The organism is Streptomyces sp. STR69, assembly GCF_024519455.1.
Lineage (GTDB): Bacteria > Actinomycetota > Actinomycetes > Streptomycetales > Streptomycetaceae > Streptomyces.
This window is the reverse complement of record NZ_JALJRY010000013.1, coordinates 200281-214266: the sequence shown is the minus strand read 5'-3', so window position 1 is coordinate 214266 and position 13986 is coordinate 200281. Positions and strand designations below refer to the sequence as shown.

13 protein-coding genes are annotated in these 13986 nt (G+C 70.0%); 2 read left to right on the top strand and 11 right to left on the bottom strand.

The window, feature by feature from the left end; translation table 11 throughout:
- Positions 1–4: 4 nt before the first annotated feature.
- The 11 genes from OC490_RS25035 to OC490_RS24985 all read right to left on the bottom strand — a co-directional run bounded on the left by OC490_RS25035 (position 5) and on the right by OC490_RS24985 (position 10108).
- Positions 5–856 carry a creatininase family protein gene (locus tag OC490_RS25035; protein ID WP_262060232.1) on the bottom strand — a complete coding sequence of 284 codons (852 nt, stop codon included), beginning with the start codon at positions 854–856 and terminating at the stop codon, positions 5–7.
- 29 nt (positions 857–885) lie between these two features.
- Positions 886–1344, bottom strand: a complete 459-nt coding sequence (locus OC490_RS25030; RefSeq protein ID WP_262060231.1) for a cytidine deaminase — start codon at positions 1342–1344, stop codon at positions 886–888.
- Positions 1341–2105, bottom strand: coding sequence for an amidohydrolase family protein (locus tag OC490_RS25025; RefSeq protein ID WP_262060230.1), 765 nt, complete (start codon positions 2103–2105; stop codon positions 1341–1343). The genes OC490_RS25030 and OC490_RS25025 overlap by 4 nt, the downstream gene beginning before the upstream one ends.
- A gap of 34 nt (positions 2106–2139) precedes the next feature.
- On the bottom strand, positions 2140–3102 hold the full coding sequence (locus OC490_RS25020; RefSeq protein ID WP_262060229.1) for an ABC transporter ATP-binding protein: 963 nt from the start codon (positions 3100–3102) through the stop codon (positions 2140–2142).
- Entirely contained in the window at positions 3099–4112 is a 1014-nt protein-coding gene (locus OC490_RS25015; protein ID WP_262060228.1) for an ABC transporter ATP-binding protein, read from the bottom strand. The genes OC490_RS25020 and OC490_RS25015 overlap by 4 nt, the downstream gene beginning before the upstream one ends.
- Positions 4109–4798, bottom strand: coding sequence for an alpha/beta hydrolase (locus OC490_RS25010; RefSeq protein ID WP_262060227.1), 690 nt, complete (start codon positions 4796–4798; stop codon positions 4109–4111). Before OC490_RS25010 ends, OC490_RS25015 begins: the two co-directional genes overlap by 4 nt.
- A 5-nt stretch (positions 4799–4803) precedes the next feature.
- Positions 4804–5874 (bottom strand): ABC transporter permease, encoded by a 1071-nt coding sequence (locus OC490_RS25005; protein ID WP_262060226.1) that lies wholly within the window; start codon positions 5872–5874, stop codon positions 4804–4806.
- On the bottom strand, positions 5871–6788 hold the full coding sequence (locus OC490_RS25000; RefSeq protein ID WP_262060225.1) for an ABC transporter permease: 918 nt from the start codon (positions 6786–6788) through the stop codon (positions 5871–5873). The genes OC490_RS25005 and OC490_RS25000 overlap by 4 nt, the downstream gene beginning before the upstream one ends.
- Positions 6781–8436: an ABC transporter substrate-binding protein gene (locus tag OC490_RS24995; protein ID WP_262060224.1), complete on the bottom strand. Its 1656-nt coding sequence runs from the start codon at positions 8434–8436 to the stop codon at positions 6781–6783. Before OC490_RS24995 ends, OC490_RS25000 begins: the two co-directional genes overlap by 8 nt.
- A gap of 152 nt (positions 8437–8588) precedes the next feature.
- Positions 8589–9392 (bottom strand): N-acyl homoserine lactonase family protein, encoded by an 804-nt coding sequence (locus OC490_RS24990; RefSeq protein WP_262060223.1) that lies wholly within the window; start codon positions 9390–9392, stop codon positions 8589–8591.
- A gap of 167 nt (positions 9393–9559) precedes the next feature.
- Positions 9560–10108, bottom strand: coding sequence for a CGNR zinc finger domain-containing protein (locus tag OC490_RS24985; RefSeq protein WP_262060222.1), 549 nt, complete (start codon positions 10106–10108; stop codon positions 9560–9562).
- A 100-nt stretch (positions 10109–10208) separates the two neighbouring features.
- Between OC490_RS24985 and OC490_RS24980 the strand changes: the two genes are divergently transcribed.
- Positions 10209–11441, top strand: coding sequence for an MFS transporter (locus tag OC490_RS24980; RefSeq protein WP_262060221.1), 1233 nt, complete (start codon positions 10209–10211; stop codon positions 11439–11441).
- A gap of 126 nt (positions 11442–11567) precedes the next feature.
- Positions 11568–13958 (top strand): excinuclease ABC subunit UvrA, encoded by a 2391-nt coding sequence (locus tag OC490_RS24975; RefSeq protein WP_262060220.1) that lies wholly within the window; start codon positions 11568–11570, stop codon positions 13956–13958.
- The last annotated feature ends 28 nt before the right edge of the window (positions 13959–13986 follow it).

The following is a 13986-nucleotide window of genomic DNA, read 5'->3' as shown; positions in this document are numbered from 1 at the left end:
TCCTTCACGCCTGGCGTCCGGGTTGGTGAGTGGGGTCGGGCCACGGCTCGCGGACCGCCGTGGACACCGCCCGGGCTGTGGTCAGGACGCAGCGGTCGAACTCCGCCTCGCCGTGCTTGGGGTTCGCGTCGGCCACGTCCCGGCCCCAGACCCCGGTCTCGCTGACCTGGTCCATGCGGTAGTCCCAGAACGAGTCGACGTCGACATGCGAGGTGGCCCGCTCCATCCGCACCAGCTCGGGTGCGAGGTGCAGCATCACGGACGTCTCGAAGAAGTTGGCGTGCATCAACGCCCGCCCGTACGTGACGTGTCCGTCGACCTCGGGCCCCGGGTACATGGTCACGTACCCCAACGCCCGCACCCGCGCGTCCCGATGACGGACCCTCAGCTTCTCGGCCGACACGTCGAGCGCGCCGTTGTTCCAGATGTGCCCGTTGAGCAGCACGAACTGCCGTACTCCGGAGGCGTACAGCGAGTCGATGACGTCCTCGATCACGGCGATCATCGTCTCGGGCCGCAGCGCCACCGTCCCCGCGAAGTCGCCGTGGGACGCGGACACACCGAAGCTCAGCGGTGGAACGACGGGCACGCCGGTCAGTGCGGAGACGCCGAGGGCGACCGCCTCGCAGATCCGGGTGTCCACGGCGAGGGGGAGATGGGGGCCGTGCTGTTCGGTGGCGCCCACGGGGATGATGACGGCGTCCTGGGCGGCAGCCGTGGACTCGGCCTCCGGCCAGGTCAGCTCCTCCCACAGCACCGGCGTCCCGGATCCGCCCAACTGCGCGGCGAGTTCGGGGACATCGAGCCCGGTGGGGACGGTCCGTCCGGACGGACCGGTGACGAAGACGGACGACATGGCTCTCCTCTCCTCGGGGCCGGTGGCGCTCACCATCGGCGTCGGCTCTTCTCGGGCAGCAGGTCCAGGGCGCGCAGCGGGACGGGCTTGTCCCCGTCGACCGTGGTGACCCACACGGTGGCGTCCGGGCAGTAGTCGCTGATCAGCTCGCGGCACACCCCGCACGGGGCGATGATCCGGAACCAGCCCGCCGGCTTGATCTGCACCGACACCACCGACGTGATGCTCAACTCCGCCCCGGCGGGCAGGGCGCCCCGGGCGGTGCCCATGGCAACCCCCTCGGCACAGATCGAACTCCGCCGGCAGGAACCCTCCACATGGACCCCGGTGTGGACCCTGCCGTCCGCCGTGCGCAGCGCGGTCGCGACCTCGTGCCGGCCCGACTGCCACACCCGGGCCAGCAAGTTCTGTGCGGTGGCGAGGAGTTCGACGTCGTCCTCGTGCATCGACGGCGGTACGGCCACGGGGCGCACGCTCGCGGCGCTCATACCGTCAGCCCCAACAGCCGGGCCATGTTGCCGCCTTCGACGAGCGCCCGGTCCTTCTCGTCCTCGACCGCCTTGGAGATCTTCATGCGTTCCAGGTCGAAGTCGGAGCCGGGCCACTCGCTGCCCATGAGGATCTTCTCCGGCCCGAGCCGCGCGTAGGCGCGCTTCACGTCGCTCATCAGCGTCGCCGAAGTCTCCAGATACACGTGCGGCTGCCGCTCGGCCACGATGATCGCCTCCGGCACGTTCCACACCGCCCCCATGTGGGCGATGATCGTGGGCACTTGGGGGTGGTCCCGGGCGATCTCCTCGATGGCCAGCGGCGCGCAGAAGGCGTCGTCGAGAGCATTGACGAGGACGAGCAGTCCGCGCCGCGCACACGCCTCGAAGACCGGGTCCAGGAGGCCGTGGTCGGCGACGTGATAGCCGTGCAGGCTCGGGTGCAGCTTCAGCCCCACCAGCCCCGCGTCGGCCATCCGGTCGATCTCGTCGAGCGCGTCGTCCGCCTGCGGCATGACCTGGCCGAAGCCGAAGAACCGGTCCGGATACGAGGTCACCAGCGAGGCGATGAAGTCGTTCTCGATGCGCTGCGCGAGCGAGCACACCATCGCCATGTCCACCCCGGCCGCGTCCATCCGGTCGAGGATGCGGCGCGGCTCGAAGGGTTTGTACGGCGGCGGGGCCTGGCCCTTGCGGGCGCCGGTGAGGTAGTCGGAACGGCCGCGGACGTCCTGGGTCGTGTTGTACGCGTCGATGATCAAGGCGGTTCGTCCTTAGCTTGTTGTTGGCTGTTCGCTACTCGCTGGAGACCAGGGGGAGATGGCAGCGCACACTGCGGCCCGGCGCGATCTCGCGCAGCTCGGGCGCGCTGGTGCGGCACTCCTCCGTGGCGATCGGACACCGGGTGCGGAACAGACAGCCCTCCGGCGGATTCGCCGGATCGGGCAACTCGCCCTCCAACACCTCCTGTTCAGGCTTCTCCCCGGGCCGCAGCACCGGAACGGAGGACAGCAGCGCCCGGCTGTAGGGGTGCGCGGGGGCGGCGAAGAAGGCGTCACGGGAGGCGACCTCGATGATCTGACCGAGATACATGACCGCGATCCGGTCGGCGATGTGCCGTACGACGCCCAGGTCGTGCGAGATGAACAGCATCGTCAGGCCCCGGTCGCGGACCAGGTCCGACAGCAGGTTCAGTACCTGGGCCTGGATCGACACGTCCAGCGCCGAGACCGCCTCGTCGGCCACCACGAACTGCGGTGAGGAGGCCAACGCCCTTGCGATGCCGATGCGTTGGCGCTGTCCGCCGGAGAACTCGTGCGGCCTGCGCCCGCCGGCCTCCGCGCCGAGCCCGACCAGGTCGAGCAGTTCGGCCACCGCCTTCGCGGCCTCGGCGCGGGTGGCGCCGCGTGCTCGGAGGAGGGGTTCGGCGACGATGTCGGCGATCCTGCGGCGCGGGTTCAGCGAACCGAACGGGTCCTGGAAGACCATCTGCAACTCGGCGCGCGTACGCCGCAGTTGGTGCCCGCGCAGGCGGGTGAGGTCGTTGCCGTCGAACTCGATGCGGCCCGAGACGGGTTCGATCACCCGCAGCAGGGCCCGGCCGAGCGTGGACTTGCCGCAGCCCGACTCGCCGACCAGGCCGAGGGTCTCGCCCTGGAGGATGTCGAGGTCGACGTCCCGCAGTGCCCTGACCCGGCCGCCCGCCCGGCCCGGATACTCGACCCGCAGCTCGCGTGCCTGGATCAGCGCGGCGGTCATGCGAGGCCTCCCTGGGAACGGGCCGTGGCGCGGGCGGGGGAGGGCAGCACACAGGCGTCGAGGTGTCCGTCGTCGCCGTGCCGCTGCCGCAGCACGGGTCGTTCGGAACACGCGTCGTGGACGAAGGGACAGCGGGGTGCGAACGCGCAGCCGGAGGGTCGGTCCACGCCGGTGAGCGGGCTGCCCGAGATGGTCGGCAGCCGTCGTACGACAGGACCGTCGATGGGTGGGACGGAGCCCAACAACCCCATCGTGTAAGGGTGTTGGGGGTGGAACAGCACCTCCTCGCGCAGACCCTGCTCCACGATCCGGCCCGCGTACATCACCGCCACCCGGTCCGCGACCTCGGCCACGACGCCCAGGTCGTGGGTGATCAGCAGGACGGAGGTGCCGTGGTCGCGCTGGACGCGTTTGAGGACGGCCAGGACCTGGGCCTGGATCGTGACGTCGAGGGCGGTGGTGGGCTCGTCGGCGATCAGTACCGCCGGATCGTTGGCCAGGCCCATCGCGATCATCACGCGTTGGCGCATGCCCCCGGAGAGTTGGTGCGGGTAGGCGCGTGCCGTGCGGTAGGGGCCCGCGATGCCGACCTCGCCGAGCAACTCCACGGCCCGGGCCGTCGCCTGACCCCGCGTCACGTCCCGGTGGGCGCGGATCATCTCGGAGACCTGGGCGCCCGCGCGGTGCAGTGGGTTGAGTGCGGCCAGCGCGTCCTGGAAGACGACCGAGATGTCCTTGCCGCGCACGCCGCGCAACTCCCGCTCCGACGCGGCGACGAGGTCACGGCCCTTGAAGACCGCCTCGCCGCTGATGTGGGTGCGTGGACCGCGGTTGAGGCCGACCAGGCTCATCGACAGGGCGGACTTCCCGGACCCCGACTCGCCTACCAGCGCGAGGACTTCGCCCTGGTGGAGAGTCAGGTCCACTCCGTCCACGGCCGGCAGTCGGCCCGCCGGTACGTCGAACTGGACGCGCAGATCCCGGACTTCGAGCACGGGTGCGGACGTCATGAGCCGTCGCCCACGGCCAGGGCCGCCGTGTGGATCAGGTCGGCGACGCGCTCCGGCCACACCAGGGTCGTGTAGTGGCTGCCGGGTACGTGCTCGACGGTCGCCTTCATCCGGGCCGCCATGTCGTTCTGGATCTCCGGGCGCAGCGTGCGGTCGTCGTCGGCGACCAGGTACCAACTGGGGAGGGTGCGCCAGGCCGGTGCGCCCGTCGGCTGGGTGAAGATGAGGTTCTCCGCCTTGCGGCCCTCCGCCTCCACCACGGCTCGCTGCTCGGGGGAGAGGTCGGGGCCTATCTCCGCCCAGAACTCCTCGCTCGTCTCGGACTTCCACTCGCCGTTCGGGCCGCGCCGCATGTACTTGGAGATCTCGGCCTCCTCGTAGCGCTCCACGATCCCGCTGACCGTCTCGCCCTCGTCCGGCCCGAACGCGGCTATGTAGACAAGCCCCTTGACCCGCGGATCGCGCCCGACATTGCTGATGACCGCGCCGCCGTAGGAGTGCCCGGCCAGCAGCACCGGGCCCGTCGTCTCCGCCAACACGGCCGCCGTGTTGGCGACGTCGTCCTCCAGCGAGGTCATCGGGTTGGTGACGGTGAACAGCCGGTGGCCGTGGGCTGCCAGCAGGGGCTGCACCGCCGACCAGGTCGTCGGCCGTCCGCCGGCGCCGTGGACCAGCACGATGTCCATGCGAGTCATCCTTTCCGTAGCCGCGGATCGAGGACCGTGTAGAGCACGTCCACCGCGTGGTTGACCAGGGTGAAGAGGAGCGCGATGGCGAGGGCGGCGCCCTGCACGACGGGGTAGTCCCGTTGCAGGACGCCCTGCACGAGCAGGCGGCCGACACCGGCGTACGAGAAGACCGTCTCGGTGATCACCGAACCGCCCAGCAGGGACCCGAACTGGAGCCCCAGGACGGTCACGATGGGCAGCCAGGAGTTGCGCAGCACGTGGTGGCGGATCACCACGCTCTCGCTCAGGCCCTTCATCCGCGCGGTCCTGACGAAGTCGTCGTCGAGGACCTCCAGCACCGAGGCGCGCACGATGCGGGTGATGAACCCGGCCATCGACAGCGCCAACGTGACGGCGGGCAGGATCAGATGCTGGATCCAGGGCCACACCAGCTCGGGGCGGTTCTGCAGAATCGCGTCGAGGAGAACGAAGTTGGTGGTCGGGTTGTAGTCCAGCGAGCTGGGCAGTCGGCCCAGGACCGGGAGCCAGCGCAGCCACACGCCGAACACGACGATGCCGAGCACTCCGAGCGCGAACCACGGCAGGGAGAAGCTGACCGTGGCGACGGCCCGGGTCGAGTGGTCGATCCAACTCCCCTTGCGCAGCGCGGCGATGACCCCGGTGACGACACCGAGCAGGACCGCGATCGTCATCGCCGCGAGCGTCAGCTCGATCGTGGCGGGGAGTGCGTCGCCGAGCAGACCCAGGACGCTGTTGGAGCCGTAGAACGAGGTGCCGAGCCGCAGGTGCACCAAGTCGTTGAGGAAGGTGCCGTATTGGGCGAGGAGCGGTCGGTCGAGGCCGAGTGCCTTGTTGACGCGAGCCTCGTTCGCGGCCAGTTCGGCTGCGGAGAGGTTGTTGCCGCCGGCCGCGAGCGAGGTCGCGGGTGAGCCGGGCAGCAGCCGCATCGCGAGGAACACCAGGCTGGCCAGCGCGAACAGGACGACGGGGATGACCGCGAGCCGTCGTAGGACCAACAGGGTTGGTCCCGCTGCCCACTTGGGCCTGCGGAGGGGGAGCAGTGCGGTGGTCACGCGGGCCCCTTCACGTCGAGCGCGTCCCGCAGGTCGTCGCCCACGAAGTTGCAGGCGACGACGAACAGCAGCGTGAACGTCGCGGGCAGGACGACCAGTCGGGGTGCCGTGTAGAGGAACTCCTGGCCCGCCTGGACCATGTAGCCCCAGTCGGGCTGCGGGGGCTGGATGCCGAGGCCGAGGTAGGAGAGGCCGGCGGCGAAACCGGCTGCGATCGACAGCGTCATGACGACCTGGGCGAGCATCGGTCCGGCGATGTTCGGGAGGAGTTCGCGGGCAAGGATGCGCGAGGTGCGGGTGCCGCCCAACTTGGCGGCGACGACGTAGTCATGAGCCGCCTCGCGCGCGGTCAGGGCACGGGCCAGCCGGGCCAGACCGGGTGCGAGGGACACGCCGATGCCGAAGACCAGACTGAGCGTGCCCGGTCCTGCGGCTGCCACGAGGAGGATGACGAGCAGGATGGAGGGGAAGGCGAGGGCGAGGTCGACGATCCGCATCAGGATCTGCTCGACGACACCGCCCGCATACCCGGCGACGAGTCCGATCCCGGTTCCCACGACGGCCGCCAGCGCGGTCGCCGCGAACGCCACCAGCAGCAACGGCCGTGCGCCGTGCACCAGTCGGGCCAGTTCGTCGCGGCCCAGGTCGTCCGTGCCGAACAGATGGCCGGACGAACCCATGGGCAGCAGCGCCGACGAGGTCTGACGCAGCGGGTCCGTCTGGACCAGCAGCGGTCCTACGACCGCCACCAGGACCAGGACGATCAGCACCAGCCAGGACAGCACGGCGGGCCAGGACCGCGCCAACCTGCGCCCGCGCCAGGCGGCCAGGACGGTCCGCACGGTCGAGGAGGCAGGGGGCGTGGGAGGCCGTGCGGTCGCCACGGGCGCCGGAGCGGCCGTCGTCTCAGACACTTGCTTTCTCCATGTAACAGCGGTGGTTGGCCAGCGCCGCCGTGTTCATGTGCTTCACGTGCGAGCCGCTGACCACCAGGTTGGCGAAGCAGGCCAGCATCGACAGGACCATGTAGTCCTCGGCCCAACGGCGTTGGATCTTTGTGTAGGCAGCCGTGCGCTGGGCGCCGAGGGGGAGGTTCTTGGCCGTGTCCAGCTCCGTCTGGAGCGAGGCGGCGTCCTTGAGCGTGTCCATGCCGGTGATGGTCGCGCCGTAGAGACCGGTGGGGCTGGCCATGGCGCCGACCATGTCGTTGGCGTCCGGGACGTAGGTGTTGCGCTCCCAGATCATCAGGTCGTGATAGTCGTCCTTGCCGTCGAGGAGCCGGGTGAAGTAGGTGGCCGGGTCGACGGAGGTGGTGACCACCTTGAAGCCGACGTCGGTGAGGTTCTGGGCGACGATCTGCGCGGCCTTCGGGTGCCAGGAGTCGCTCGCCGCCATGAGCCGGATGCGCCGGCCGCCCGCGCCGGCCTCGGCGACGAGCTTCTTCGCCTTCGCGGTGTCCTGTGTGCTGAGGTCGGCGAGGCTGGTGTCGTAGCCGCTCTGCGCGGGCGGGATGGCGTAGCCACCGGGCAGCGCGCCGACGCCGTAGAAGGCCTGGTCGAGGATGGCCTTGCGGTCTATCGCGAGGTTGATGGCCTGGCGGACCTTCAACTCGGGGACCCGGCGGGCGTCGATCATCAGGATCGCGTTGGCGTTGTACGGCGTCTTGTAGACCGTCACCGAGTCGTCCTTGCGCAGCTGTGCGGCGGCGGAGTACGGGGTGAACTGGGTGGCCGAGATGTCGCCGCTGAGCAGCGAACTGACGATCGTCGAGGGGTCCTGGACCTGGCGGAGCACCAGCCGGTCGACGGGCGGTCTGCCGAGGCGGAAGTCGTCGAAGGCCGTGAGGGTGATGGACTGGCCGGAGGTGGCGGCGGAGAAGGCGAACGGGCCGGTGCCGACGAGGTGCTTGCCGACGTCCGCGCCGTACTTCTTCAGTGCGGCCTTGGAGATGATGCGGCCACCGATGTCGGACAGCTGGCCGAGGGCCGTCCGGTCCGGCTTCTTGAGGACCATCTTGACGGTGAGGTCGTCCGGAGCGGTCAGCGAGGCTACGTTCGCGCCGAGGTCGGACAGGGGGCGGGTGGCGCCCTTGGGCAGCGTCGGGTCCTTCTCGTCGAACTGCCGGCCCAGACTGGCCAGTACGTCCGCCGAGGTCAGCGTCGTACCGTCATGGAACTTGATGCCCTCGCGCAGGGCGAAGGTGTAGGTGAGCTGGTCGTCGGAGATGGTCCAGCTCTTGGCCAGGTCGGGGGTGGGTTCGTTGGTCTCGAAGGAGATGAAGGTCAGGCCCCGGCAGATGCAGTCGACGGCCATCCAGTCGCCCAACGAGGTGTAGAACGACGGGTCGTTGACTGCGCTCGTGGCGTCGATGGCGAGGGTCAGCGTGCCGCCCTTGCTGCTTCCCTTGGCGTCGTCGGCCGCGGCACCGCAGGCACTGAGCAGGGCGGGGAGCCCGAAGCCGACTCCCACTCCGAGGAGTCCCGCGCCCCGGAGCATGGTGCGGCGCGACGCCGTCGACGGGGTGGAGCCGGGTGAGGACGATCCAGCTGACTGGTCCGGCATGTGGGCCTCCTTGGGCACCGATCCTCGGATAATGGATCTCAAAGTGTCAAGATTGGATCCAATAACATGTTCACGGGCCACAGAGTCCCTCCCGTGTCCCGGGTGTTAAAGGCGTGTGAACCGGGCTGTGGGCGCTGTTCGGCCACTCCTCGCTACGCGTCCGGTACGCCCCGGCGGTGGATCAACTCCGGCCAGACCACGGGGTCATGACCGGGGACGAGTTCGTAGCCGCGTTCGGCGGCGATGCGCTTGAGCCGGCGGATGGGCTCCACCGTGCTTTCCGGGTCGACACCGATCGAGGCGCCGATCGGACGCTCGTGCTCGATGTTCTCGGTGAGGTCGGCGGCGTCGAAGGCGAACACGAAACCGCCGCCGTCCGCGAGGTCGACCACGAAGCTCTGGTGTCCGGGAGTGTGCCCGGCCGTCAGTACGGCGGTCACACCCGGGGCGATCTCGGTGTCGCCCTCGGCCTGGCGCCAGTCGATGCGCGGGTCGTCGAAGTCGACGCGGAAGATCGAGTGGCGCTCGACCTCCGGCTGCCCGGACAGGCCGTAGGCCAGCTCCTCGCGCTGTACGTGCACCGGCACCCGGCCCGCGAAGTGCTTGAGTCCGCCCGCGTGATCGGCGTGCAGATGACTGACGGCCACCGCGTGGATCGCGTCCATCGCGATGCCGGCCGCGTCGAGGGCCTCCTCCAGAGGCTCGCCCGGACCCGGCAGGATCGGCCGGTAGTTGGGGGAGCCGTAGAAGCGGCGGCGCAGGGCCGGGTCCCGGATCAGTGCCGTGTTGAAGCCCGTGTCGAGCAACAGCCAGCCGCCGTCGCACTCCAGGAGGACCGCCGGTACGGGTTCACGCAGCCGTTCCTCGTACGGGGCGCCGTGCACGGAGACGGACTTGGGGAGTTCCTCCCAGCCCAGCAGCAGGGGGACGATCCTGCGTACGCCGTGGCGTGTCATGAGGTGTGCGGGTGGGGTGGGAGGTGCATGGGTGATCCGTTCCGGGGGTGCCAGGGGCTATGTTCGGGGGATCGGCTCTTGGGTGTGGGGACCGGGATCCACACTTTAAGTATGTGGATCCCAAAGGCGGTTGCGGAGAGGTGAACAAGTTCTCTCTGGCGCGCTGATCAGGCAGTCCTGCCGCGCAGCGTCTCCTTCTTGGCGCGGTTTCCGCAGGTGTCCATGGAGCACCAACGGCGGTTCCCGGGGCGCGAGGTGTCGAGGAACAGGGCGCCGCAGGCGGGGCCCGCACAGTTGCGGAGGCGGGCGAGCGACGGGGAGGTCACCAGGTCCAGGGTGTCGCGGGCGACGAGGGCGAGGGTGGCCCGGACGGGGTCCTCGGCCAGCCAGTCGAGCCGCCCCGCGCGGTCCAGACGCGGTACCGGGACGGGATGTGCGGCGGCCTCGTTGACCAGGGCGAGCGAGTTCGCGTCGGGCATCCGGCCGGACCGGGCGTCGGTGATCAGGACGTAGACCGCCTCGCGCAGGTCGCGGGCCCGAGCCGCATCGGCGTGCCCTCCTGTCTCGCACGGGCCGCACTGCCGCACCCATGCCGACAACGCCTCGGCGTCGGGGAGTTCCTCCACCACCCCGGGCGAACCACGGTGGCGCAGGGTACGGATGAAGTCCAGGCACAGGCGCCCGGCACCCTGGCGGAAGCGCGGAGTCGATGGCACGCCCTCACCCTACTCCCATGGAACCGGTTTAAGTGGTGCCAGTGGAACGGCTCTCCTGCTACCGTCGGCCGAACCAGTCAAACCGGTTCTCGCGTGAGGTGTGTCCGTGCCCCGCTGGGTGATCCTCGTCCTGTCCCTCGCCTGCGGTGTGGGCGTCTCGACCATCTACTTCCCGCAGGCGATCAGCTCGCTCGTCGCCGCCGACCTGGGCGTCTCCGCCGGCTCCGCCGCCCTCGTCGTCACGGCGGCCCAATTCGGGTACGCCGCCGGGATCTTCCTCCTCGTCCCCCTCGGTGACCGGCTCCCGCACCGCCCCCTGATCGTCACCCTGCTGGTGCTCACCGCCGCCGGACTGCTCGCCGCGAGCGCCGCACCGTCGCTCCCGCTGCTCATCGCCGCGAGCGCGGTCACCGGCGTGACGACCGTCGTGCCCCAGATCATCACCCCGATGGCCGCCGGACTCGTACCCGCCGAACGCCGAGGAGCCGTCACCGGCACCCTCCTCAGCGGCCTGATCGGCGGCATCCTCCTGGCCCGCACCTTCAGCGGCACCCTCGGCGAACGGTTCGGCTGGCGGGCGCCGTACATCGTGGCGGCGGTGATCGTCCTGGCGCTGGCAGCGATCCTCTCCCGCGCCGTCCCGCCGACCACACCGTCCACCCGGCACGGCTACCCGGCCCTGATATCCGCCCCGCTACGGCTGCTGCGCACCGAACCGGACCTCCGCCGTTCCTGCCTCTACCAGGCCATGGTCTTCGCCGGCTTCAGCGCCGCCTGGACCACGCTCACCCTGCTCGTCACCGGACCGACGTACGGCATGGGCGCCCAGGCGGTGGGCATTCTCGGACTGGTTGGCGCGGCCAGCATGTTCAGCACCCCGCTCGCCGGCCGTCTGGCCGACCGCAGAGGCCCCGACACGGTCAGCCTCCTCGCCATGCTCGGCACGATCGCCTCGGCGGCGCTCCTCGTGCCCGCCGCCGGGGGCGGCCGGGCAGGCCTGCTGACCCTGGCCGCCGGCATGCTGCTGCTCGACGTCGCCGTCCAGTCCGGCCAGGTCGCCAACCAGGCCCGCATCTTCGCGCTGCGGCCCGAGGCCCGGGCCCGTATCAACACCGCGTACATGACCTGCGCGTTCCTCGGCGGCAGCGCGGGTTCCTGGCTGGGTGTGCGCACGTACGACCGGTTCGGCTGGCGGGGTGTGACGGGTCTGGTCGCCGCCCTGGCCGTGGTGGCGCTGGGCCGCCACCTGCACCACGTACGCCGTGCGCACCAGGACGGGAGGCGAGCGGACCGGTCAGGATTCGAGAAGCGCGAGGCCACGCGTTCCCCCTAGCGTGACTGCCAGGTGCAGCACCGTGCACCGGAAGCGGACGTACCGCTCGAAGCCTGGTTGGATCGAGCCGGGCGATGTCCCGCCGATCGACTCTCGGCGGCCCGGCGCAAACGGAGGGAACGCACGATGAGCAAGGCCACGAGGACGGACACGCAGTCGTCCGGGCTGCACGCCGCCGACAGCCACGACCTGATCCGCGTGCACGGGGCGCGCGAGAACAATCTCAAGGACGTCAGCATCGAGATCCCCAAGCGCAGGCTGACGGTGTTCACCGGGGTCTCCGGCTCGGGCAAGAGCTCACTCGTGTTCGACACGATCGCCGCGGAGTCGCAGCGGCTGATCAACGAGACGTACAGCGCCTTCGTGCAGGGCTTCATGCCGACGCTGGCCCGCCCCGAGGTCGACGTCCTCGACGGGCTGACCACCGCGATCATCGTCGACCAGCAGCGGCTGGGCGCCGACCCCCGCTCCACCGTCGGCACCGCCACCGACGCCAACGCCATGCTGCGCATCCTCTTCAGCCGGCTCGGCACGCCGTATCTCGGCTCGCCCAAGGCGTTCTCCTTCAACGTCGCCTCGATCAGCGGCGCGGGCGCGGTCACCATGGAACGCGGCGGACAGAAGGTGAAGGAGCGCCGCAGCTTCAGCATCACCGGCGGCATGTGCCCGCGCTGCGAGGGCCGCGGCTCGGTCACCGACCTCGACCTCACCCAGCTCTACGACGACTCCAAGTCCCTCGCTGAGGGCGCGATCACCGTGCCCGGCTACACGGGCGGCGGCTGGAACGCGCGCCTCTACACCGAGTCCGGCTTCTTCGACCCGGACAAGCCGATCCGCAGGTTCACCAAGAAGGAGCTGCAGGACTTCCTGCACCGCGAGCCGACCCGGATGAAGATCGCGGGCATCAACATGACCTACGAAGGTCTGATCCCGCGCATCCAGAAGTCGATGCTCGCCAAGGACCGGGAGGGCATGCAGCCGCACATCCGCGAGTTCGTGGACCGGGCCGTCACCTTCACCACCTGCCCCGACTGCGACGGCACCCGCCTCAACGAGGGCGCCCGCTCCTCGAAGATCAAGGACATCAGCATCGCTGACGCCTGCGCGATGCAGATCAGCGACCTGGCCGAGTGGGTCCGCGGACTCGACGAGCCGTCGGTCGCGCCGCTGCTCACCGCGTTGCGGCAGGCCCTCGACTCGTTCGTGGAGATCGGTCTCGGCTATCTCTCGCTGAACCGGCCCGCCGGCACACTGTCCGGCGGTGAGGCGCAGCGCGTCAAGATGATCCGCCACCTCGGCTCCTCCCTCACCGACGTGACGTACGTCTTCGACGAGCCGACCATCGGACTGCACCCGCACGACATCCAGCGCATGAACGACCTGCTGCTGCGCCTGCGCGACAAGGGCAACACGGTGCTCGTCGTCGAGCACAAGCCGGAGACCATCGCGATCGCCGACCATGTCGTCGACCTCGGCCCGGGCGCCGGTACGGCGGGCGGCACCGTCTGCTTCGAGGGCACCGTCGAGGAGTTGCGCACCGGCGGCACCATCACCGGCCGGCACTTCGACGACCGGGCCAAACTCAAGGAGTCGACCCGCAAGCCCACCGGCACCCTGGAGATCCGGGGCGCCGCGACGAACAACCTCCAGGACGTCGACGTCGACATCCCGCTCGGTGTCCTCGCCGTCATCACCGGTGTCGCCGGCTCGGGCAAGAGCTCGCTGGTGCACGGGTCGGTCCCGGCCGGCGAGAACGTGGTGTCGGTCGACCAGGGTGCCATCCGGGGCTCACGCCGCAGCAACCCGGCGACGTACACCGGACTCCTCGAACCGATCCGCAAGGCCTTCGCCAAGGCCAACGGCGTGAAGCCCGCCCTCTTCAGTGCCAACTCCGAGGGTGCCTGCCCCACTTGCAACGGCGCCGGCGTCATCTACACCGACCTGGCGATGATGGCGGGCGTGGCCACCACCTGCGAGGAGTGCGAGGGGAAGCGGTTCGACGCGTCGGTGCTGGAGTACCGCTTCGGTGGCCGTGACATCAGCGAGGTGCTGGCGATGTCGGTGACCGAGGCCGAGGAGTTCTTCGGCGCGGGTGAGGCGGCAACTCCGGCCGCGCACAAGATCCTTACCCGCCTCGCCGACGTGGGCCTCGGCTACCTCAGCCTCGGCCAGCCGCTCACCACTCTCTCCGGCGGCGAACGCCAGCGCCTCAAGCTGGCCACCCACATGTCCGAGAAGGGCGGCGTCTACGTCCTGGACGAGCCCACCGCCGGCCTCCACCTCGCCGATGTCGAGCAACTCCTCGGCCTGCTGGACCGGTTGGTCGACTCCGGCAAGTCCGTCATCGTCGTGGAACACCACCAGGCCGTCATGGCCCACGCCGACTGGATCATCGACCTCGGCCCGGGGGCCGGACACGACGGCGGAAAGATCGTCTTCGAGGGGACACCGGCCGACCTGGTCGACGCGCGGTCGACGCTCACGGGGGAGCATCTGGCGGCGTACGTCGGCGCGTGACCGTCGTTCAACTCCCCTTGCTCTCAAG

What these genes read in the sequence shown, in the direction of transcription:
- OC490_RS25035 (WP_262060232.1), bottom strand. Translation starts at nt 856, where the DNA reads ATGTCGTCCGTCTTCGTCACCGGTCCGTCCGGACGGACCGTCCCCACC.
- OC490_RS25030 (WP_262060231.1), bottom strand. Translation starts at nt 1,344, where the DNA reads ATGAGCGCCGCGAGCGTGCGCCCCGTGGCCGTACCGCCGTCGATGCAC.
- OC490_RS25020 (WP_262060229.1), bottom strand. Translation starts at nt 3,102, where the DNA reads ATGACCGCCGCGCTGATCCAGGCACGCGAGCTGCGGGTCGAGTATCCG.
- OC490_RS25015 (WP_262060228.1), bottom strand. Translation starts at nt 4,112, where the DNA reads ATGACGTCCGCACCCGTGCTCGAAGTCCGGGATCTGCGCGTCCAGTTC.
- OC490_RS25010 (WP_262060227.1), bottom strand. Translation starts at nt 4,798, where the DNA reads ATGGACATCGTGCTGGTCCACGGCGCCGGCGGACGGCCGACGACCTGG.
- OC490_RS24995 (WP_262060224.1), bottom strand. Translation starts at nt 8,436, where the DNA reads ATGCCGGACCAGTCAGCTGGATCGTCCTCACCCGGCTCCACCCCGTCG.
- OC490_RS24990 (WP_262060223.1), bottom strand. Translation starts at nt 9,392, where the DNA reads ATGACACGCCACGGCGTACGCAGGATCGTCCCCCTGCTGCTGGGCTGG.
- OC490_RS24975 (WP_262060220.1), top strand. Translation starts at nt 11,568, where the DNA reads ATGAGCAAGGCCACGAGGACGGACACGCAGTCGTCCGGGCTGCACGCC.